Here is a 21,479-nt window from a genome sequence, read left to right on the forward strand (position 1 = left end):
TTAAAGGGTGTTATTGGTCTAATATTTGTTTTATTATTTTTTCGGTAATCACGTAAGTGGGCTTTACACCACTGGTTCCCAATCCGCCAGATGCCAACGTGCTTCCTGTTTCCAACGGGTTGTCCGAAGCGTAATATGCATACCGCACCTGTACTTTCGAACTGATGCTCCCGCGTATTTTTGCCGCTGCCTGTATGGCTTTTTGGTAATGCGCACCTTCCATTTCGAGCCCGATCACATTCCAGGTGGATTCGTGGAAAAACCGCAACACGTCCCTGTTTTGCAACGAAGTGCCCAAGACGGTGATCATGGTGCCGGTACATACGTTAACGTTATCCTCTTTAAAATCTGATATGTGCAATTGGTTGTCAAACGGGTAATTATCTGCCGTGCCTTCAAATACGTGGGCCGAAGGAATCATAATGTCCCCTTTTCCACCTTCCAAAATACCGGCCTTGCCCATGATGGAAACGGATGCCACGTTTAAAAAATGGGAATTGCCATTCGTATCTTTATAGGGTTTCAACAACTCGTCCATTGTTTCGTAGGCCTGTTCGCCAAAAGCATAGTCCATAACGATGATCACGGGTTTATCTTTTGTTTCTATTGCATCGTTGGTATAAATACCGTCCGGAAATTTACTCGAATCGAACACCTGCACATCTATGTTGGCCCCGCTGTCGTCATCAATAAAGACCATGCCGTTTTTTAATGCCGTTTTGGTCACTTTATCCCGTAATTTACTATTGGCCGGGTTGCTTAAAGACTCAAAAAGTTGAAAAGGTTGCTTCTTTTTTGCTTCCGAAGTCAAAGCGGTATTGGCATACAAGGTGTTCATCACGCTATGCATGTTGGCACTAATGATGTGCAACGGCCTTTGCAACAGCTGTTTTTCTTCTAAAGTTTCTTTTATTTTCAATGCCCATTTTTCACCGTGAATGTGGTGCCCCAACCGTTCTCGGAGCACGGGGCTGAAGGTAATGATTCGTTTGTTGTTGTTCACCACCTCATCAAGGGCCAGTTTCCCTAAATAATAGATAATATTCAAAAAGCGGTGAGGGTCTTCTTTTGTAGCAAATTTTGGATAGACGTCCTGGACCTCTTCAAAGGTCCTGCCCAAAAAGTTGGCTGTATGCGTCAAGGCAATTTCCTTCTCTTCTTTGGTGAGTTCTTCTTTTTTCTGAATGGCATGTTCCAGTTTTTTCCAATCCCGGATCACCTTGCCTTTTTCGTCAATCATGATGTGCTTCATGATTTTATGCGATTCCACATATAAAAAAGTGAGGTGGGTGAGCACATCATAAATTTCCGAGCGACCACGCGTTACCTCAATGTTCATCTGTTCTTCATCGATGCGGTAACAGTTCCGGCGCCGTTTTAGCGGGATAATGGTTTTAAAGTGCGAATTTTTATATCCCTCGTCACTGGTCAAATTAATAAAACGACATTCTTCAATTCCCGTAGGGAGCCTATCTATAACGTACAAGAGCCCTTGCAGTTCTATTTTTTCTTCTGAAATGGAACCGTAAATTTCCGGACGTAGCGTTAACAGTGATTCCCGCAAGGTTTCGCCCGAAACGCCCATGGGCTTGTAAAACCCGCGGTTGAACAAATGGCGCATCGTGATGTACAATCGTTCTATGGCACTGGTGCTTTCTTGGGCGCGGGTCCTGGTATGTGATTTTAACTTCTTCATTGCTGCAAATATACATGAATACCTTTATGCGAACACTGAAAGTGTTAAATCACAAAAAAAAACAAAATTCCAAAACGCAAAAAAGAAGGCGCCTATTTAAACCATAGGCTATTGGAATGCATTTATTGTGAGAATAGAAATGGATTTTTGGTTAATATATCCCTCCCAGCCTACCCAAAGGAAGGGTAATGCGTTATTGCTCCTTCCCATTTTGGAAGTTGTCCGATTTTTGAAACGGGAGATTGAGGCACGGACTTTAACTTTATTTCTGTAAATTAAGTAGTTTTTCGGCTATCTTGCGATCATTAGCGAGTCTCGGCAGTTTATTTTGACCTCCCAGTTTGCCCTGCGATTTCATATACCGTGTAAAACTGCCTCGCTGTAGCGGCTTAATCTGCAACGGTTGCAGTATCTTGCCTTCAATTAAATCGAAATAATACGCGTTTTGCTGTTGCATCGCTTTATCAATGGTATTTTCTATTTGCTGAAGTGATTCGGGCTCGTTTTCAAACTCGATAAGCCATTGGTGATAGGGCAGCCCTTCATTTGGGTTGGTTTGTGGGGCGACCGTGAATTCTGAAATAGCAAAACCGTGCTGCTGTATTGCTTCTTGCATCGCCTGCTCAACCTCCTTGCCAATCACATGTTCCCCAAAAGCCGAAATAAAGTGCTTGATCCTTCCTGAAACAACTACCCTATATGGCTTTGTTGACGTAAATTGAACCGTGTCGCCCACATTATAAGCCCACAGCCCGGCGTTGGTAGAAACGATCATTACGTAATTTACCCCCACCTTCACCTCGCCAATGGTTAGACGTTTGGGGCTTTTATCGAAGAAATGTTCGGCTTCAATAAATTCATAAAAAATCCCTGAATCCAACAGCAGCAGCATCCCGTTGGCATCCTGTTTGTCCTGAAACGCAAAAAACCCTTCCGAAGCGGGAAAAAGTTCGATACTGTCCACTTTCCGGCCAATCAAGGCTTCAAATTTGGCCCGGTACGGCTCGTAATTGACGCCGCCATAAATGAACAACTGGAAATTTTTGAAAAGTTCGCCCACTTTTTTCCCGGTTTTTTCCTGCAACCGTTCAAAATACATTTGTACCCAAGACGGGATACCGCTTATTACCGTCATGTTTTCATCTTTGGTTTCCTGCACAATAGCATCGACTTTGGTTTCCCAGTCGGGTATGCAATTGGTTTTCCAGCTGGGCATCCGGTTTTTTTGAAGGTATTTGGGCACATAATGCGCCACGATGCCCGAGAGCCGACCCAGTTTAATGCCGTTTTGTTCGGAAAGTTCGGGGCTTCCCTGTAAAAAAATCATTTTCCCGTCAACAAAACTGGCATCACCTTTTTCGTGAATATAGCACAATATTGCGTTTCGGGCAGCTTCTACGTGATGGGGCATCGATTCTTTGGTAATGGGAATGTATTTTGCCCCACTGGTGGTGCCCGAAGTTTTGGCAAAATAGATGGGGTTTCCAGGCCATAAAACATCTTTTTCACCCGCCACTACCCGATCTACATAGGGTTTTAGGTCTTCGTATTCCCTAACAGGTACTTTTTCGGCAAAATCGGTGGTGGATTCTATGTTTTGGAAGTCATGAGCTTTACCAAAAGCAGTGTCCTTTGCTTCAGCAATAAGGGTCTCAAAAACTTTTTGCTGGGTCCTGACGGGGTTTTGTGCCCATTTCTGAATTTTGGAGACAACAATTTTAGCGAAAATTTTGGCGGCAAAGGATTTTAGGAACATAACGACATCGTTATTAAGAAAATTAGCGGTTTTTATAAAAAGTAGTCGTCTCCGACTTGGGGATAATTAGATGTGAGACTTGAGCTGTGAGAGTGGGTTACTCATTTATAAATCAGTTTTTATTGATAATACGTTGATCAAATTATAATTTCACAAGGCAAACCCAAAAACAAGGGGTAAATTCAAGTATGGTTTCAAAAGACTCTAAAAACAGGCTGTTTAAGGGTGTTTTAAATTGTTTTATTCCCTCCTGAAATAGACGCAAATCATTCCTTTTCCAAATTGTTTAAAGACCAAGTCAACGCTTTTTCTTTAGTTGCCCTAAAAATGGTATTGTGTTTTTCGTTTGGTTCGTCGGTATATTTCCACGTTAATTGGCTTGGAGCATTGTTTTTTAACGTTTTTGCCAGGTCGTTGGTGTAAGGGGAAATGTCTGCTGCATCGGAGCCCGCAAACCAGAGTTTAGTTTCTTTATTTGGGAAATTTGCCATCAATTTGGAAGCTTGCTGTACCAAGTAATGGTCGTTCCACCATAAGGCTGGGTCCATAGCGATGTAAAAATCGAAGGTTTCGGGCTTTAGCAAGAACGTTTCGACCACAAAAAGCCCTGCAGCCGACTCGCCTATGATTCCTTTTTTGCCATTGGTGCGGTATTTGTTATTGATTTGGGGCATTAATTCGTCACTTATAAATACCCTGAAATTTTTCGCACCATCAGAAAGTGGTGCTACCTCTTCGTCTTTTTTAATTTTCGATGGGCCGGTCAAGTCCCTTCTTCGCTCTGTGTTCTCTATGCCAACAAGGATCGTGGGAGGGATGCTATTGTTTTCAATCAATTTGGCTAGCGTGTTTGCGATATGCGGAAAATCTTCTTTAATCCCTCCATCCGGCATATAAAGCACTGTATAAGCAGTTTCGTTTTCTTGATATCCAGGCGGTGTCCATACATTGATTACCCTAGTTTCCCCAACCTTTTCAGAATCTATGGTCAAGCTGTCGTGCTCAGGCACGGGATCGTTGTACTGTTTTGCATTCACACAGCTTACAAGAAGTACAGTGGTCAATAATAGATAGCTTAGTTGTTTCATATTTTGGTTTTAAAGGTTAAATTTTGCTATTCAAAATCTATGAAATTTGTTGGGTTAATGGGGTAGCCGTCGCGCCAAAGCTCAAAATGAAGGTGGGGTCCTGTGGTAAGTTCGCCGGTGCTCCCTACCGTGGCAATTACTTCGCCCGCTTTTACCAGTTCGCCCTGTTCCTTGGTCAAAGAGGCATTGTGTTTGTACACGGAAAGCAGCTCGTTACGGTGTTTGATGATGATGACGTAGCCGGTCTCGGCGGTCCATTCGGCAAAGATGACCGTACCATCGGCTATTGCCTTGACTGGGGCGTTTTTTATGGTTACGACATCAACGGCATAGTGTTTTTCGGTAGGGTTGTAATCTTGGGTAATGGTTCCGGAAACCGGGGAATACAGCGCATAATTGATGCCGGGATTGGTGAGCAAGGGGTTGTATTTATCTTCTTGGGCCACTTTTTCACGTAAGAGCGAATCTTCCTTAGAAGCTGAAAAATCCACTTCCGAAGCATCGAGATCGGCAGCGTTGATAATGGAGTCTTTGTTAAAATGAACCGTTTTAACGTCGCCTGTGAGCACTTTTCGTATCGAGGCAAGGTATTGGTTGTTTATGTCCAGTTCGCGCTGTATGGAGTCTGTTTTGTATGTTAAACGGGTGGCACGCTGTTTCAGTTTGGTTGAAGAATACCCCGGAATGTACTCCCGAAGCGGTGTAAAAGCGATCAACACAGTGGTTCCGGCAATCAATAACAAAGCAGAGACCACGCTGAACACGAACACGTTTAAGCGGTTGAGTTTAAAGGAAAAGCGTTCTTCAAAAGTATCTTCATTGAGCACGACCAACCGGTATTTGTGCAGCAGTTTCCTTTTTATCTTTTTTGTCCGTTTTTCTTTTTTAGCCATAGTGTATGCTTGCAACTACAAATATAAAACAATCTTACGCCCTCTTGCACTAAACTTACATGGAAAACGTTCTATGTAAGGATTTCTTGTTACCTTTGCCCTATAAAATCATATATGATGACTGCACTATTTATACCCCTTGCTATAGGCCCTTGGCAAATTGTTTTAATCGTATTGGTCGTTTTGCTATTGTTTGGCGGACGTAAAATACCGGAATTGATGCGCGGACTGGGCAGCGGCATCAAAGAATTCAAAGATGCCTCAAAAGACGAAAATGAAGAAACCAAACACGTGGAAGACAAAAAATAAGCCTTCTCGGTTGTTAAAAAATTAAAAACCCGTTGCTTTTTATGAAAGCAGCGGGTTTTTGGTTAAGGTACTTTATTATTTTAGTTAGTAAACCTTGCCGACCGCAATATAGACTCCAGCTCAAACTGCAAGTCCCTTTTTTGTACGGATGGCGCATAGGTAAAGCCCTCTAAAATCAAATACCGGTCGTTCTCTTCGTCTTTTACCGCAAAGTTCACAAAAGGACCACCCATAAAAGCGCCTTTTACTTCCCAAGTGCCTTTGGTCTCATAGGCAAATTTTCCGTCTATTTCGCTTTTAAAAAGGTAAGGGGCATAGGCATCTTCGGTAATAAACCGGCCTTCGTCCTCAACGGGAAGGTACCCGCCACCAATGGAATCGCGCATCTTGATGATTTGGCCCACTGCCATGCTATCGTTGGTAATGGTGTTGAGCGGTACTTCGTAGATCAATACATTGGTCGTACCCGATTTCAGGCTTTTCCGCATCCAGTAAAAATCCTTGCCGGCATGGGCAATGCGATAGGCCGAAGGCACTTTTATGCTAATGCCGAAGTACTGTTTAAGCGAATCGGTATCCAACAGGGACACTTTGGTGCGCCGTTGCCGTTCTTTTATTTCTGAAGCATGGAACGCTTCGATAATCTGGTCGTGTTTTTCTGAAATCAATTCAACCAGTCCTTCTTCCGAAGTAGCCGTGACAATAGCCCCTACCTGTGGCCTGGCGTATTCGTTTTTGGCTATTTTCACGTTATTTTCTTCTCCAAGGTCCACATAGAGGAATATACGGTTGGTACGGGCAAAATCGGTAAAGGTTGAAACCGGCATTTGATTGATGGTAAACAACGGCTCGTCCTGCGGGAGCCCATCGGTGGGAGCCGCAAAATGGGCCCGAATTGCTTCGCCCACGGGACCGTTCCATAAATCATTGTTGATAACCACTTGAAGGTGGTTGATGTTCCCCACCGAATTGGGGAGGTAAGAGGTGTCTTTTTTGCCTGTGCCGTTACATGACATTAGCGTAAAAACCGCTATAATAGCGATGTACATTGGTTTCATAATAGTGTTTTTGTTGGTTTTAGCCTTTTTGGATCTTTAATTTCATTCCCGGCTTTAATTTAGTACCACTAATATCGTTCCAATTTTTGATTTTCTCCACCGTAACCCCAGGAAATTTTTGCGAAATGCTCCAAAGCGAGTCGCCATTCTTTACCGTGTAAAGCTTTACCGCTTTTGTCGAGGCTGTGTTTTTTGAAGCCCCTCCCATTGGCTTACGCGGGTGTATGGTCAAGCGTTGCCCAATGCGCAACCGGTTGCTCCTAAGGCCGTTCCAGCGTTTTATTTGGCTTACGCGCACCCCGTAGCGTTCGGCTATTTTACCCAAATAATCGCCTTTTCGCACGCGATAGCGTATGCGGGCCGGTTGGTCTATAACTTCTTCCAACGGTTTTTCACGTTCATTAAGCTTTTTTTCTGCATAGGCATAAATTGCCTCTTCATTGGCCACAAACTTCCCTATTTGGTCTATAGGAAGCCGCAACACATAATTCTCATCTTTTACGACCGGGATGATACCTAGTTTATACGAAGGGTTCAAATATTCTATTTCTTCTTTGGGGATGGACGTGATTTCGGCAATTTGATCGAAGGTGATCATCTTCTTTACCTTAACGGTATCGGTCGCGATAAATGGAATTTGCGGGCCGGAGCTTTTAAAGCCCAGTTCCTCGGCATATTCAAAAATATACATGGTGGCCAGAAATGCGGGTACGTACCCTGCTGTTTCCCGCGGAAGGTGGGTGCGGATGTTCCAATAATTCCGCTTTCCCCCCGAACGGCGAATGGCCTTTGCCACGTTTCCAGGACCTGAATTGTACGCCGCCAATGCCAAATCCCAATCTCCCAAACTGTTATAGAGGCTAAACAGGTACTTGCTGGCCGCTTCGGTAGCCATAATAGGGTCGGAACGCTCATCAACATATGAGTTTACATCCAACCCAAACATTTTTCCCGTACTGAACATAAACTGCCACAAGCCGGTGGCGCCTACGCGCGAAACGGCCCGGGGGTCCAATGCAGATTCTACAATAGCAAGGTATTTCATTTCCAGCGGTAAACCATAGCGGTCCAGCTGCTCTTCAAACATAGGAAAATAATAATCGCTCAAAGACATTAAACGGGACAGGCTTTTTCTGCGGTTTTTTAAATAACCGTTTATAACACTTTCTAAGGACGCGTTATACTCCACATTAAACGGGGTTCGGGCGTTGAGCTCAGCCAAACGTTGTTTTAGCACCTCGGTGGAAACCGCTTTGTAGGGCAGGGGCTCGTAGGTTTGATTTTGCACCGTTCCGTACATTTCCTCAAAACGGCCTGTTGAGAACAACTCTTGCAACCAAAGGCTATCCACTTTTCGGGCGTGGGCCATATCATTTAATGTAAAGATGGCCGTATCTTTAAGTTGCGTGGCCACAACGGTTTTTGGCAACTCGGCATCCACTTTTTGGGTGGTGATGGAATCTACAATCGTAATCTTTTTTTTCTGAAGGGAGTCTATGGGCTTCTCTTGGGCAACCGTTGCAACAGCGCCAAAGAGCAAAAGGTTAAGGACAAAAAAAAGTGTTTTCATAATCGCAATAGCCTGGGGTTTAGCTTAAAATATCATTAAAAATACATAAAAAGGAAAAAAAGGGCAATCCTTTTAGGTGATTATTCCTTTGTGGTAACGGGTAAAAGGCGGTTTTTATTCTTTCATGGCTTTGATTCCGGGAAGGGTTTTTCCTTCCAGCATTTCGAGCATGGCCCCGCCACCGGTAGAAACGTAGCTCACTTTATCGGTAAAGTCGAATTTTTTTACCGCCGCCACCGAATCGCCACCGCCCACGAGCGAAAAAGCGCCGTTTTTGGTCGCTTCGGCAATGGCGTTGCCCAAACTTATGGTCCCTTTGGCAAACGGTTCCATCTCAAAAACCCCGGCTGGGCCGTTCCATAGGATTGTATTGGATTGTGAGATGACGGAAGCAAACAATTCGTTCGATTTTGGACCCACGTCCAAGCCCATCCAGCCTTCGGGAATGGTATCTATGTCGTTTACGTCGGTAGCGGCCATTTCAGAAAAACTATCCGCAATAACCGCATCAGAAGGCAGATGAACCGAAACCCCTTTTTCTTTTGCCTTTTCAAGGATTTCCAGGGCCAAATCCAGCTTGTCGTCCTCTACCAGTGATGCACCAACGTTTCCGCCCTGGGCTTTTATAAAAGTAAACGCCATTCCGCCACCGATGATCAAATGGTCAATTTTGTCTAATATGTTTTCAATAACCGTGATTTTTGAAGAAACTTTCGCCCCGCCAATAATAGCCGTCACGGGTGGTTTTCCATCGGTCAACACCTTGTTTACGTGTTCAATTTCCGAAGCCAATAGCAATCCAAAACATTTGTTATCAGGGAAAAAATCAGCGATAATAGCGGTAGAAGCGTGTGCGCGGTGGGCCGTGCCAAACGCATCGTTTACATAATAGTCGCCCAATTTGGCGAGTTTTTCAGCAAACGCACGGTCGCCCTGTTTTTCTTCAGGATGGTACCTTAGGTTTTCCAGCAACAGTATCTCGCCTGATTTTAAATCGGCCACCGCCTGTTCTACGGTTTCACCTACACAATCGTCCACAAATTTGACGTTTACGCCCAAAACCTCGGTGGCGGCCTCGACTACGTGCCGTAAAGAAAATTGGGCTTCTTTGTTTTTGGGGCGGCCAAGGTGCGACATCAATATACAGCTTCCTTCGTCTTCCAGGATGTTGATTATCGTTGGTTTTGCGGCCTCTATTCGGGTGGTGTCGGTCACTTCGCGGTCTTCGTTCAACGGAACATTGAAATCCACGCGTATCAATACCCTTTTCCCTTTAAAATTTATGTCGTTTACTGTTTTCATGCTTAAAATTTTACAGTTGCAAATATAGTTTTTTAAACGGCAACTGCTTACCTGTTTAACAAAGCAGCGGCCATAGGTTCATTTGACGAAAATTTCCGAAGTCGTGCTTACCGGCAGGCTGGAAAAAAAATGTAGCTTTGCGTATGGATTTTTCTGAAGTTATTGGCCAAAAACACTTGCAATCGCACTTATTGACCACCATTGAGAACGGGCGGATACCGCATGCACAGTTGTTTATAGGAAAAGCAGGGACCGGCGTGTTGCCTGCTGCCATTGCCTATGCCAACGCCATTTTGTGCAGTGCCCATACTACAGGTAGCGAAGCGTATTCGGCCTGCACCAAACAAACGGCGAATTTTGCGCATCCCGACCTTCATTTTGTCTATCCGGTAAACACAAACGATACCATTAAAAAGCATCCGGTTTCTGATAAGTTTAGTGACGAATGGCGGGAATTTTTGAAAGAAAATCCTTACGGGTCGTTGTTTCAATGGTTTCAAAAGCTGGGCATTGAAAAAAAGCAAGGGATGATAAGGGTTGATGAGGCCGCAGATATGATGAAAAAACTATCCTTGAAATCATACCAAGGCGGTTACAAAGTGATGATCGTTTGGATGGCCGATAAAATGAACACAGAATGCGGCAATAAAATCTTAAAACTCATAGAAGAACCCCCGAAAAAGACGGTGCTTTTACTGCTTACCGAAGACGAGCAACAAATTATGGGCACCATACAGTCCCGTTGCCAAAAACTGCACTTTCCGTTGCTTTCTGAAGAAGATACTGCCCATTTTTTAATGAATAAACACCAAATTGATGAAAACACCGCGCTTAAAATAGCGCATCGGGCCAACGGTGACGCCAACAGGGCCTTGCAACTCGCCAGTGAAGACGGGGACGACCTGGCGTTTGAACGGTTGTTTATAGATTGGGTGCGCACCGCTTTTAAGGCAAAGGGAAACAAAAATGCCATCAACAGCTTATTGAAATGGAGCGATACGGTTGCCGCTTTGGGGCGCGAAACGCAAAAAAAATTTTTGGTGTATTGTATTGAAGTCTTCCGTCAAGCGCTACTGAAAAACTATAAAGCAGAAGACTTATTGTTTTTTGAAGCAGAAGACCCTAAATTTTCCTTAGAAAAATTTGCCCCTTTTGTGCACCAAAACAACATTTTTGAAATTACACAAGCTTTGGAAGATGCGGCCTACCATATTGAACGGAATGGCAATGCCAAAATTATTTTTACCGACCTATCCATCTCCTTGACGAGGTACATTCACAAGAAAGAACTGGTATAAGTAATTTTTATTTTGTTGAAATGACATTATAATTTATAACTATCATCATCAAAGCAAATAAGCAGGGATTTCTGGAAGAAAGTCGAAAAAATAAAGATAAACCACCTTTAATCCTCTAAAACACGCTTAAAACGGCTCTATTTGCTTTTCAGCTCTTTTTTGAAGCAATATATGTGCGAAGAATACTCTTTTGATTTCAAAGCGCGTATATTTGACCACAACCCTATTCCAAAAGCTTTTAAGGAAAATTTAGCTCCCGTTTTATATTTTTCTGAAAGCAAGCTCACATAAAACGAATCGAACAGCATTGGTTTTATTTTTATTAATTCGAGATTTTCTGAAAAAAGTTTCGCCATACTCACTTTTGAAAAATGCCAAAGGTGTCGTGGTACATCATAAGCCGCCCAAAATTCTTTATAATGTTTTGCGTCGTACGATTTATAATTGGGTACAGCAATTAAAAGAATCCCTCCAGGTTTCAACAGCTGTTCTATTTGGGTTATTGCTTCGTGTAGCTTTGGAATATGTTCCAAAACATGCCAAAGGGTAATTACGTCAAATTTTTGACCGGCGAATTCTGTGAAAGATTCCTTTAGCGTTATTCCCTTTTCTTCTGAAATAGTCCTGGCTTTTTTATTGGGTTCGGCACCATATATTTCCCAGCCTTTTTCTGAAGCTTTTTTTAAAAACTCCCCAGTACCGGCACCAATATCCAAAAGTGAACCTGACCCTTGGTTTAGTTTTGTGATGAGCCCAATTTTCTTTTTGAGGGCTCTTTGTTTTACTTTCTGGTACAAAAACGGAAGCAATCCATTTTCTGAATCGGTATGCGAAATGTAGGCATCGCTTTCGTAATAATCAGAAAGATTTTCTGCAGCAGGTTGTGGCGTTGTGACCAACATATCAAATTTGGCATCGAACACCAACTGAAAAGATTCCCCTGACACAAGAAAATCTTTTGTGGTTAAATAGGCTGATTTTTGGTTGTTTTTCAAATTGGTTTTTTAAGTTGTTTTATGATGTTTTGTAATGTATAACCACCCCCTCAAACAAAGCTTGACATCCCTTCCCGCAAAAAAGACGGGACAGGCGCTTGAAAAGTAGGGTAACCTTGTGGTTTATTTTGTAAAAAAGCCGGATTAAAGTATATTATTCAAATCCCTTTCATAACAAAGTCGGACGGGAAACCAGGTGATGCAATGAGCCCTTCGACAAATGTTCATGATAAACTACGTCGAAACGTTCCACGTGAAACACACACCCTAACGTCCCATATACACAAGCATTACTGAAATATCATTGGGCGAAACACCGCTAATGCGCGAGGCCTGTGATACCGTTGCAGGCTGGATATGTTTTAATTTTTCCATGGCTTCATACGAGAGGGACTTCAGTTTTGTATAATCAAAATTCTCTGGGATTTTAATGCCTTCCAGCCTATTTAATTTATCTGCATTGTTCTTTTCTTTTTCAATATAACCCGCATATTTAATCTGGATTTCGGTTTGTTGTAACACTTCACTATCCAGATTGTGCGTTTCAATATAATGCTCCACCTCTTCGATCTTTCGCATATCGTTCATATCGATTTCAGGTCTTGAAAACATCTTGACCATTTTATCGCTTTGTTTTACAGGCGCAGAATTGTTTTCCTTTAAAATGGGATTTGCTACTTCATCGCTCACACTGGTATCTTTAAAAAACTGAACAAAAGCTTCCGATTGTTCTCTCTTCTCCTCCATTCTTTGAAGGCGTTTTTCAGAAGCCAAACCAATTTCATATGATTTTGGTGTCAACCTAAAATCGGCATTATCTTGTCTAAGCAAGGTTCTGTATTCCGCTCTGGAGGTAAACATTCGGTACGGCTCTTCAGTTCCTTTGGTAATTAAGTCGTCTATCAACACGCCGATATACGCTTCGTTCCGTTGAAGGGTAAATGGCGCTTTTTCATGCACTTTTAAATGGGCATTTATACCGGCCATTATTCCTTGCGAAGCAGCTTCTTCATATCCGGTTGTACCATTTATCTGTCCTGCAAAAAACAATCCTGAGACAAGTTTGGTTTCCAAGGTATGTTTTAGTTGCGTAGGCGGAAAATAATCGTATTCAATAGCATAACCCGGACGGAAGAATTTTACGTTTTTAAAGCCATCACACTGCTGCAAGGCTTTAAACTGAATGTCTTCTGGAAGGGATGTTGAAAACCCGTTCACGTAATATTCAACCGTGTTCCAGCCTTCAGGTTCTACAAACAATTGATGCCTGTTTTTATCGGCGAACCGGTTTATTTTGTCTTCTATGGAAGGGCAATATCTTGGACCGACACTGTCAATAGCACCGTTGAACATGGGAGAACGGTCAAAGCCCTCGCGTAAAATATCATGGACCAAGGTACTGGTGTGCGACATGTAACAATCCCGCTGTTGGCTTAACGGACTCGTTTCGTCGGAATATGAAAACTTCTCCGGAATTTCATCACCCGGTTGGACAGTCATTTTAGAAAAATCTAACGAACGGCCATCGACCCGCGGCGGCGTTCCGGTTTTCATTCTGCCCGATTCGAAGCCCAAATCGATGAGGTCTTTTGTAATTCCGGTGGCGGCACGTTCACCTGCCCGGCCCCCACCAAATTGCTTTTCACCAATATGGATCAATCCGTTTAAAAAAGTTCCGTTTGTCAATATAACCGATTTGGATTTAATGGTTAGCCCCAAAGACGTTTTTACACCCACAATTGTTTCGCCTTCTACCAAAATACCAGAAACCATTTCTTGGTAAAAATCAAGATTGGGTGTTTGCTCCAACATAGTTCTCCACGATTCAGAGAAACGCATGCGGTCACTTTGCACCCTTGGACTCCACATGGCTGGACCTTTCGATTTGTTCAACATCTTAAATTGAATGGCCGACTTATCTGAAACAATTCCACTATATCCGCCAAGGGCATCGATTTCACGAATAATCTGTCCTTTAGCAATACCACCCATAGCCGGATTGCAAGACATCTGTGCAATGTTTTGTAAGTTCATGGTAATCAGCAATGTTTTTGAACCCAAATTGGCAGCGGCAGCGGCAGCTTCAGACCCAGCGTGACCGGCACCAACCACTATAACATCATATACTTTTTCAAACATAAAATCTATTTATTTTGTATTGTTCCACGTGGAACATTTCGGCTTCGCTCAGTATCACATTTTGGTTAAGAGAGCGTTTTCTGTCTTCCGTGTGTGTGTTCAGCTGCTTATAAGTTTATAAAAATGATGACAAGCTGTACCACTCACGCAGTATAACCGAAGTATACTGTTTTTTAAAATGGGCGCAAAGATAGTTAAATTACTAATAATCAGCAAGTTAAAAATATAAGGCTTTATGAATCAGGTATTTATAAAAAAGGGCGCTTTTTTAAGGCCTCATTTTCTTTGATGCGCATGAGGGATGCTTCGTCTTCGGTTTTGTCCTTATAGCCACAATAATGCAAGATGCCGTGGATTATGACGCGGTGCAATTCGTTTTTAAAAGAAACGTTGTAGTGATCTGCATTTTCCTTTACCCGTTCTATTGAGATATAGATTTCGCCATTGATTTGTTTTCCCAAAGAATTGTCAAAGCTTATAATGTCCGTCAAAGTATCGTGGTTCAAAAATTGAACATTTAATTTATGCAAATATTGGTCGTCGCAGAACACGTAAACAAGCTCCCCCACCTTGTATCCTTCTTCAATGATGGTGTTTGTGATCCATTCTGCAATTTGCTTACTGTCCGTTAGCTCAAAATCGGTTTCAGCATAAAATTCAATCATCAGTTTGCTTAAAATAAGTTTGTACTTTTTCTTTATATTGCGGCTGCAAAGGTAAGGCTTCCCTATTTAAAATTTCAGTGGTGTTAAAGTACTTTTTAATATCCTCGGGTGACATCCGCAATTGGTTGGAAAAGCTTTTGCGGTTGGTTTCAGATTCCCTTCGGCTTTCTTCGCCTTGCTCAAATGAAGCCTTATCCAGTTTCAGTAATTGGTGCTGTAAATTACGCATGCGCTGTAAGGTTTCTTGGTTAAATCCTTTTTCCAAAAGCTGTTGCTCCACGCCTTCCATTTGCCTTAAAATTTCACCTCCTTTTCCTTTTAACCCTTCTTTGCTCAAACGGTCTTCCAACTGTTGACGGAGCATTTGCTGCTGTTTGTAAATCTCAAACAAGAGTTTACTGTTTTCTTCGCTGTCGCCATTACCAGATGTTCCGTCCTGGTTTCCTTGATTGCCATCTTGGCCACCTTTGCCGTTTTGGCCATTTCCGTCGCCTTCACCTTTGCCTTTTCCTTGGCCCTCTCCTTCTCCTTGACTTTCTTTTTTGCCTTTGTCTCCTCCTTTATTTCCGTCCATGCCTTCTTTCATTTGTTCGGAAAGTCCCTGTTGTTTTTTTATGATGTCGGGCAATTGAAAACCTCTACCCTGGCCTTGACCTTGGCCCTGTCCCATTCCTTGGCCTTGGCCTTGGCCTGAAGCGTTCATCATCATTTGGTTTTGCATATTTTTCAACAATTCGCTAAGCATGATCGCGAGTTCATTGGCACCCGTTACCGTGTATTGCTGGTTTGCGATACCCTGGCGCATTTGGTTCTGTGCCAAACGATCGAGGGATTTGTCTATATTATATTGAATATCGGTAAGGATGCTGTTTATTTTTACCCCAATCATGGGCTGCCGCAGCGACAGGGCGAAGATGCTGTCGTCCACATGCTCAAAATTAAGTTTCAGGTCGTTCTGGAGGTTCAATTTCTTTCCAAAATTAGGACTGCCGTAATCGATGGTCTTAAATTCTTCCATCAAGTCTTCTTGACCAAAAGAGAAAACAACAAGGTTGTCCAATATCTGCCGGAGCATTTTTACATCCTCCTCTATTGTTTCCATTTGTCCTGCCTGCATTTGCATCTGCATTTGCTTGCCCATTTCTTTCATTTTCTTTCCAGCTTTTTGTTGGCTTTTTTGGGCATCTTGCGGTTGCTGCTGCTCTAATTTTTCCGAAGCATTTTGCTGCTCTTTGTCAACTATTTTCTCCCCTACCTCATCTTTTGGAAGTTCCATTGGGTTTTTTAAATCCTTGTTGTTCTTCTCCAGTTGTTCCATTTGCTCTTTATATTCTTCAAACTTCTTGTTGAGTTCTTCTTGAGCTTCTTTGGTGTTTTCTTCCTCGGGTGCTTTTGAAAGTTGTTCTTGCTCTTCTCCCAGCTTATAAAGATCTTCAGCTAATTTCTCAGCTTTTTTGGTAACATAGTAGCGCTTGGTCAACTCCACCAATTGCTCCAAATTTTTTTCTTGGTTCTTGTTTTGCTTGGCCAGTTGTTCCAGCTTCTCCGTGAGTTCTTCCTTTTGTATTTTTTCTTGCAGCTTCTCCAACTCATCCAACAGTTTTTCATTTTCTTTTAACCGTTCTTCGTTTTCTTGTAAACGTTCTTCCAATTGCTCTTTAAACGGATCGTCTTTTTCTTGGGGTTGGAAATTTTCAAGATTTTCTTTCATTTCTTTTGAAAAATCCTTCATCATTTGCTCTTGCTGCTTTTGCCGTTTGATGAAGTTCTCCAGCTTCTTTTTATCGTTCCAGTTGAGCTCTTTCTTTTCCTTTTGGGTTTTGGACAACTCTTCCAGGCTTTTGTCCTGTTCCTTCATTTTTTTCAAAGTCTTGTCCAAATCTTTAATATTGGCATCCTGTTGTTTCAATTGTTCGTTCTGAAGTTCCTCATCCGTCAATTTTCTGAAGGAATACACCCCAGACTTACTGGATTTAAAATTATGGATGGCATCGTTGTCAAACACTTCAAAATAATAATCGTAGGCTACGCCCTCTTCTAAGGGCAATTCACCGGGAAAGGTATATACAAATTGATCGAAATTGCTTTTATTAAGCGAAAGAGACTCTTTTTTTGCATTTTCCTCCTCACCGGTTGGGTAATAGACCAATCGCAACTTCGTCAAGCCGTAATCGTCACTTACACGGCCCAAAAAATAGATCAATTGTGTGTTGGTGCTGTCTTGTTTGGACTGCACATCGATTTCAGGATATTCGTCTTTTACCACACCTAATGTAAAGGATAGGTTTTCATAATCTTTCAGGTTTTCGTTGGATGTGGTAATGGCATAATCCAATTTACGGTAAATGTTTTTCTGAAACGTGAACTGTTGTTCCTCTTCAGCAAAACCATAAGCCGTATCTGTTGTTTTTAAATTGACTTCTTCTGTGTTTTTAGTCGCCACTTGCCAAGTTACCTGAGTGCCTTCGGGGATGGTGGCGTTCCCCGTACTTTTTAAGGTTTCGTCTTGTTTTCCGGTGTAGGAAGGATAATTTAAAACCATCTCAAACCCCAGTAACGATGGTGTTTTAACCACATCTAAGGTGTAATTTCCAGATTGAACTTTATTGGCTTTTAGCTTAAAATCAATTGGTTCTAAAGGTTGTGAAAATGTATATTCAAATAAACCCGGTGCAGTTTGTTGCAGGTAATAGGTTTCGTTGTTGAATTCGATGCGCGCGTTTTGTGGAATAACGCTTCCTTCGGTTCTTATTTTCAAGGTATAGTCTTTGCTTTCAATGGCGGACAACTTATCATTCAGCACCACAAAGCTGAACGGAGCCGGCGGTTCGTAAGCGGTGTCGTAATTGACCACACGCTCGTAACTGCTGGAAAACAGGTCTTTTTCGCCCAACAAGCTAATCACCACAAAAATGAAGACGGGAATAGCGGCGTATTTTAGGTATTTAATGTTCTTTTTAAAATCAACAGCCGTTTGAAAAGGGATGGGCTGTAGTTCTGCTGCTTTCTGGTCGATACTGGCGGCTAAAAGTTCGCTTTGGTGCTTGTTTCTGTTTAACTGAATGACATTCAGTAGCTTATCACTCACATTTGGAAAATGATTTCCGATGATTGCAGAAGCTTCATCATGTGATATTCCATGTTGGAATTTAAACAATTTTGCCGCCGGAAAGACGATAAAACGTGCAAAAAGCGCTATTTCAACCGTTATGAAAATCCAAAACAGCACGGTTCTGCCCATTGGGCTGAGCCACAGAAAATACTCAACCAAAAGCGTGATAATAAAGTAAAGCAATCCAATAGAAAAGAACAAAATAGCACCTTTGATCAACTCATTGGTATAGTACTTTTTAATGAACTGTTCCAGCTTATTTTGAATGATATTAAAAGTGCTCATGGACCGTTATTAGTTTATAGTTGCAGTATTTTTATACCTACAAGGTTTATAAAACCTTGCAGGATGCTGAGAAATCCCGCAGGATACCGTTACATTATACAAACCCCTAAAATACAATTTTATTTCAAGAGTTCTGCGAGTTGGTTTAGCATCAAAAATTGCTCCAAAAGACCTACAAAAACACTACTCGCTAAGATGTGCTCCAATCAGTTGAAAAAGTTTGCTAAAACCAAGCTCATCTAATTTTATTTGTAAACAATAAAAATGTAAACTATATTTGTCATATAGTAAAAATTATTTTACTTTTAATAAAGTTTATTTGTCAATTATGGATTCAAAAAAAATTATAGAATGTGAGCGCACTAAAATTGAGAGGTGGTCGCGATTTCAATTACCCAATCATTGGAAGAAAATTGGCATTGTGCTCTGCTTAGCACTGTTTATTACTGGAATAGTTTTAAAGTTTACGGATTTTGAAGTAGGGTGGCTTAAAGGTGTTTTACGGCGTGGTATTTTAGTTGGTTTGTTGATAATTAGCATATCTAAAGATAAAAACGAGGACGAAATGATTGTATCCCTGAGGTCTAAAGCATATACTTTAGCATTTATTTTTGGCGTGGCTTTTACATGTGTTCAGCCGCTATTGGAATATCTAATACACAGTTTTATTTTTGAACCAAGTCCAAACAACACCTTCAGCTATTTTGAGGTATTGTCATTTATGTTAATGATGCACATTGTGTTTTTTGAAATTTTAAAACGTAATAGGTAATGGACAATACAATAAAAGTAGAGCGTGCCATTTTAGACCTAACCCAAGATGAGTTGGCAAAGAGGATAGGTGTATCGCGACAGACCATCAATTCAATAGAAGCTAACCGCTACGTACCATCAACTGTTTTGGCGTTAAAACTATCTGAGGTGTTCAACAAGCCTGTAAACGATTTTTTTAAATTAACCGATGATTAGTTCAATCTACCACAACAGCTATAGAATCACGATCACTTATGGTGTGCATGGGTATAAATAGAATTGTATCTTTGCCCTTCAGAAAAAATGATTCTGCTTTATGAGTGATATAATGAATACGAAGGCTAAAGATTCCCGCCTTCGCGGGAAAGTGCGGGTACGTTTTGCCCCAAGTCCAACGGGGCCGTTACATATTGGTGGTGTCCGCACGGCATTGTTCAACTATCTGTTTGCCAAAAAACACGAGGGCGATTTTGTGTTGCGTATAGAAGATACCGATCAAGCCCGCTATGTGGAAGGTGCTGAAAAATATATTGTTGAAGCGCTTAACTGGTTAAATATCCCATTTGATGAAGGCCCTGGAAAAGATGGGGGTTTCGGGCCGTACCGCCAAAGTGAGCGCAAGCATGTGTACCGTGAATATGCCAATAAATTACTTGCCTCAGGTCACGCCTATTACGCTTTTGACACGGCCGAAGAACTTACCCAGCACCGAAAAGACCACGAAGCCCAAGGGAAAACCTTTATCTACAATTGGCACAATAGATTAAAACTGAAAAACTCTTTATCCCTTTCAAAAGAAGAAGTGCAGCAAAAACTGAATGCCGGCGAAGATTATGTAATCCGGTTTAAATCGCCTGAAAACGAAACACTATTTTTAAAAGATATGATCCGTGGCGGAATGCAGATCGATACCAACATCCTGGACGATAAAGTACTCTTTAAAAGCGATGGCATGCCGACCTACCATTTGGCCAATATTGTGGATGACCATTTAATGGAAATTACGCATGTAATCCGTGGTGAGGAATGGTTGCCTTCCTTGGCATTGCACGTTTTATTGTACCAAGCTTTTGGTTGGCAAGCACCAAAATTCGCACATCTACCCTTGATTATGAAACCGGTTGGCAAAGGGAAACTGAGCAAGCGGGATGGCGACAAAATGGGCTTTCCTGTATTTCCGTTGGAATGGAAAACCGTTGGTGACGAAGTGTTTTCAGGCTATCGTGAAGATGGCTACCTGGCCGAAGCAGTCGTGAACATGCTGGCGTTATTGGGCTGGAACCCGGGAACGGAACAAGAGCTATTCAGTTTGGAAGAATTGGTCCAGGCGTTCGATTTAAGCCGTGTCAACAAGGCAGGGGCAAAATTTGACCCGGATAAAACAAAATGGTTTCAGCATCATTATCTACAAGAAGTTGACAACGGAATTTTAACGGGACAGTTTAAAGAATTGCTGAAAAACAAAGGAGTTGAAACTTCCCTCCCGTTGGAGACCATTGTTGCCCTGTTAAAAGAGCGCGCCACGTTTGTAGAAGATATCTGGGAACAAGGCAGTTTCTTTTTTGAAGCACCCAAAAATTATGATGAAAAGGCTTCAAAAAAAGCCTTTAAAGAAGGTACCGGCGAGATTCTTCAAAACGTGATTTCGCTTATGGAGGAAGTAGACGATTTTTCCGCAGCGAATCTTTCCGACAAAATAAAAGGATGGATTACCGATAATGACATAGGCTTCGGAAAAGTGATGATGCCGTTGCGACTTTCGCTTGTTGGGGAAATGAAAGGCCCTGATGTGTTTGTGATTGCCTCGCTGCTCGGGAAAGAAGAAAGTATTGAGCGAATTGAAAGGGCGGTTGCATCAATTTAAAAATAAAACACCGCACCCAAAATAATCGTGGAGCTGTTGCCTTTAATATCTTCTATTTCAGAAATATCTTTATCGTTTAAGTTGTTAAGCATATTGGTAAGCCCGTACTGGTAATGCGCCATAAGCCTAAAGCTTTTCAATCCGGCGGTCAATCCGCCCATAAGCCTGAAATTAAAGCTGGAAATGTCCTCAATGTCCTGTGCCCTAACGGTATTGTAGCCATCCAAAATATAGTCGTTAAAAGCATCGTCTTTTAGTTTCATTTTTCCGTTAACGTTTAGAACAGGGCCAAATTCTATGCTTAAATGGTGCTCCACAATATTAAAACTCCCAAGAAAATTGATCTGGGCCGCCAAAATGGAGTATTCTATATATTGGTTGTCGGTTAAATTGCTTCCTAAAATCTCGATATTGGATTGCGTAAAATTTATACCGTAAACGAGGTCAAAGCTGTTGCGGAACGAACCCCTCGTAGTCAACCCGGCCGAAAACCCCTGCCCTTGCTTGGTTGTAAGGTTTGACGTGTTTATATCGAACAGTGTTAACCCCCCGTTGATGCCCAAGCGGTTGTATTCATCAAAATTACGCTGGGCCGTAAGCTGTTGAAAAGAAACAACTAAAACGGTAACAATAAACAGGTTTTTAATACTCATAGTATGATAGATTAATAGCGTTTAAAAGTAGCTTTATTTTTGT

At 42.0% G+C, this 21,479-nt stretch carries 17 protein-coding genes; 5 read left to right on the top strand and 12 right to left on the bottom strand.

What is annotated here, in order from left to right:
- Positions 1-10: 10 nt before the first annotated feature.
- The 4 genes from DDV96_RS06955 to DDV96_RS06970 form a co-directional block, all read right to left on the bottom strand.
- Positions 11-1,696: a DUF6909 family protein gene (locus DDV96_RS06955; RefSeq protein ID WP_116694041.1), complete on the bottom strand. Its 1,686-nt coding sequence runs from the start codon at positions 1,694-1,696 to the stop codon at positions 11-13.
- 262 nt (positions 1,697-1,958) lie between these two features.
- Positions 1,959-3,452, bottom strand: a complete 1,494-nt coding sequence (locus tag DDV96_RS06960; RefSeq protein ID WP_116694042.1) for a GH3 auxin-responsive promoter family protein — start codon at positions 3,450-3,452, stop codon at positions 1,959-1,961.
- Positions 3,453-3,718: 266 nt separating this feature from the next.
- Complete coding sequence (locus DDV96_RS06965; RefSeq protein ID WP_116694043.1) at positions 3,719-4,540, bottom strand: alpha/beta hydrolase; 822 nt, start codon at positions 4,538-4,540, stop codon at positions 3,719-3,721.
- 26 nt (positions 4,541-4,566) lie between these two features.
- Complete coding sequence (locus tag DDV96_RS06970) at positions 4,567-5,433, bottom strand: M23 family metallopeptidase (protein WP_116694044.1); 867 nt, start codon at positions 5,431-5,433, stop codon at positions 4,567-4,569.
- A 117-nt stretch (positions 5,434-5,550) separates the two neighbouring features.
- Here DDV96_RS06970 and tatA point away from each other — a divergent pair, with 117 nt between their 5' ends.
- On the top strand, positions 5,551-5,742 hold the full coding sequence (gene tatA, locus DDV96_RS06975; protein ID WP_116694045.1) for a twin-arginine translocase TatA/TatE family subunit: 192 nt from the start codon (positions 5,551-5,553) through the stop codon (positions 5,740-5,742).
- Positions 5,743-5,822: 80 nt separating this feature from the next.
- On the opposite strand, the gene DDV96_RS06980 is transcribed toward tatA, so the two are convergent.
- From DDV96_RS06980 to DDV96_RS06990, 3 genes are all read right to left on the bottom strand, one after another.
- Positions 5,823-6,800 carry a DUF4837 family protein gene (locus tag DDV96_RS06980; protein WP_116694046.1) on the bottom strand — a complete coding sequence of 326 codons (978 nt, stop codon included), beginning with the start codon at positions 6,798-6,800 and terminating at the stop codon, positions 5,823-5,825.
- A gap of 19 nt (positions 6,801-6,819) precedes the next feature.
- Positions 6,820-8,370, bottom strand: a complete 1,551-nt coding sequence (locus DDV96_RS06985) for a lytic transglycosylase domain-containing protein (RefSeq protein WP_116694047.1) — start codon at positions 8,368-8,370, stop codon at positions 6,820-6,822.
- A 114-nt stretch (positions 8,371-8,484) separates the two neighbouring features.
- Positions 8,485-9,672 carry a phosphoglycerate kinase gene (locus DDV96_RS06990; RefSeq protein WP_116694048.1) on the bottom strand — a complete coding sequence of 396 codons (1,188 nt, stop codon included), beginning with the start codon at positions 9,670-9,672 and terminating at the stop codon, positions 8,485-8,487.
- A 143-nt stretch (positions 9,673-9,815) separates the two neighbouring features.
- Between DDV96_RS06990 and DDV96_RS06995 the strand changes: the two genes are divergently transcribed.
- Positions 9,816-10,970: a DNA polymerase III subunit gene (locus DDV96_RS06995; protein ID WP_116694049.1), complete on the top strand. Its 1,155-nt coding sequence runs from the start codon at positions 9,816-9,818 to the stop codon at positions 10,968-10,970.
- Between the two features lie 137 nt (positions 10,971-11,107).
- Here the strand turns inward: DDV96_RS06995 and DDV96_RS07000 are convergent, their stop codons facing one another.
- The 4 genes from DDV96_RS07000 to DDV96_RS07015 form a co-directional block, all read right to left on the bottom strand.
- Positions 11,108-11,965, bottom strand: coding sequence for a class I SAM-dependent methyltransferase (locus tag DDV96_RS07000; RefSeq protein WP_240607686.1), 858 nt, complete (start codon positions 11,963-11,965; stop codon positions 11,108-11,110).
- A 267-nt stretch (positions 11,966-12,232) separates the two neighbouring features.
- A complete protein-coding gene (gene mnmG / locus DDV96_RS07005; RefSeq protein ID WP_116694050.1) occupies positions 12,233-14,104 on the bottom strand; it encodes a tRNA uridine-5-carboxymethylaminomethyl(34) synthesis enzyme MnmG in 1,872 nt (623 codons plus the stop codon).
- Positions 14,105-14,352: 248 nt separating this feature from the next.
- A complete protein-coding gene (ybeY, locus tag DDV96_RS07010; RefSeq protein WP_116694051.1) occupies positions 14,353-14,769 on the bottom strand; it encodes an rRNA maturation RNase YbeY in 417 nt (138 codons plus the stop codon).
- On the bottom strand, positions 14,762-18,166 hold the full coding sequence (locus DDV96_RS07015) for a DUF4175 family protein (RefSeq protein ID WP_116694052.1): 3,405 nt from the start codon (positions 18,164-18,166) through the stop codon (positions 14,762-14,764). Before DDV96_RS07015 ends, ybeY begins: the two co-directional genes overlap by 8 nt.
- Before the next feature lie 328 nt (positions 18,167-18,494).
- Here DDV96_RS07015 and DDV96_RS07025 point away from each other — a divergent pair, with 328 nt between their 5' ends.
- The 3 genes from DDV96_RS07025 to gltX all read left to right on the top strand — a co-directional run bounded on the left by DDV96_RS07025 (position 18,495) and on the right by gltX (position 20,783).
- Positions 18,495-18,938 (top strand): hypothetical protein, encoded by a 444-nt coding sequence (locus DDV96_RS07025; RefSeq protein ID WP_116694054.1) that lies wholly within the window; start codon positions 18,495-18,497, stop codon positions 18,936-18,938.
- Complete coding sequence (locus DDV96_RS07030; RefSeq protein ID WP_116694055.1) at positions 18,938-19,135, top strand: helix-turn-helix transcriptional regulator; 198 nt, start codon at positions 18,938-18,940, stop codon at positions 19,133-19,135. Before DDV96_RS07025 ends, DDV96_RS07030 begins: the two co-directional genes overlap by 1 nt.
- A gap of 100 nt (positions 19,136-19,235) precedes the next feature.
- On the top strand, positions 19,236-20,783 hold the full coding sequence (gltX, locus tag DDV96_RS07035) for a glutamate--tRNA ligase (RefSeq protein WP_240607687.1): 1,548 nt from the start codon (positions 19,236-19,238) through the stop codon (positions 20,781-20,783).
- Here the strand turns inward: gltX and DDV96_RS07040 are convergent.
- Complete coding sequence (locus DDV96_RS07040) at positions 20,780-21,436, bottom strand: outer membrane beta-barrel protein (RefSeq protein WP_116694057.1); 657 nt, start codon at positions 21,434-21,436, stop codon at positions 20,780-20,782. The genes gltX and DDV96_RS07040 overlap by 4 nt on opposite strands.
- Between the last annotated feature and the right edge of the window lie 43 nt (positions 21,437-21,479).

Source organism: Marixanthomonas spongiae, from assembly GCF_003095375.1.
Classification (GTDB): domain Bacteria; phylum Bacteroidota; class Bacteroidia; order Flavobacteriales; family Flavobacteriaceae; genus Marixanthomonas; species Marixanthomonas spongiae.

Bases quoted from the DNA above. Each gene is read 5' to 3' on its own strand.
- DDV96_RS06955 (WP_116694041.1), bottom strand. From the start codon at position 1,696: ATGAAGAAGTTAAAATCACATACCAGGACCCGCGCCCAAGAAAGCACC.
- DDV96_RS06960 (WP_116694042.1), bottom strand. From the start codon at position 3,452: ATGTTCCTAAAATCCTTTGCCGCCAAAATTTTCGCTAAAATTGTTGTC.
- DDV96_RS06965 (WP_116694043.1), bottom strand. From the start codon at position 4,540: ATGAAACAACTAAGCTATCTATTATTGACCACTGTACTTCTTGTAAGC.
- DDV96_RS06970 (WP_116694044.1), bottom strand. From the start codon at position 5,433: ATGGCTAAAAAAGAAAAACGGACAAAAAAGATAAAAAGGAAACTGCTG.
- tatA (WP_116694045.1), top strand. From the start codon at position 5,551: ATGACTGCACTATTTATACCCCTTGCTATAGGCCCTTGGCAAATTGTT.
- DDV96_RS06980 (WP_116694046.1), bottom strand. From the start codon at position 6,800: ATGAAACCAATGTACATCGCTATTATAGCGGTTTTTACGCTAATGTCA.
- DDV96_RS06985 (WP_116694047.1), bottom strand. From the start codon at position 8,370: ATGAAAACACTTTTTTTTGTCCTTAACCTTTTGCTCTTTGGCGCTGTT.
- DDV96_RS06990 (WP_116694048.1), bottom strand. From the start codon at position 9,672: ATGAAAACAGTAAACGACATAAATTTTAAAGGGAAAAGGGTATTGATA.
- DDV96_RS06995 (WP_116694049.1), top strand. From the start codon at position 9,816: ATGGATTTTTCTGAAGTTATTGGCCAAAAACACTTGCAATCGCACTTA.
- mnmG (WP_116694050.1), bottom strand. From the start codon at position 14,104: ATGTTTGAAAAAGTATATGATGTTATAGTGGTTGGTGCCGGTCACGCT.
- ybeY (WP_116694051.1), bottom strand. From the start codon at position 14,769: ATGATTGAATTTTATGCTGAAACCGATTTTGAGCTAACGGACAGTAAG.
- DDV96_RS07015 (WP_116694052.1), bottom strand. From the start codon at position 18,166: ATGAGCACTTTTAATATCATTCAAAATAAGCTGGAACAGTTCATTAAA.
- DDV96_RS07025 (WP_116694054.1), top strand. From the start codon at position 18,495: ATGGATTCAAAAAAAATTATAGAATGTGAGCGCACTAAAATTGAGAGG.
- DDV96_RS07030 (WP_116694055.1), top strand. From the start codon at position 18,938: ATGGACAATACAATAAAAGTAGAGCGTGCCATTTTAGACCTAACCCAA.
- gltX (WP_240607687.1), top strand. From the start codon at position 19,236: ATGAGTGATATAATGAATACGAAGGCTAAAGATTCCCGCCTTCGCGGG.
- DDV96_RS07040 (WP_116694057.1), bottom strand. From the start codon at position 21,436: ATGAGTATTAAAAACCTGTTTATTGTTACCGTTTTAGTTGTTTCTTTT.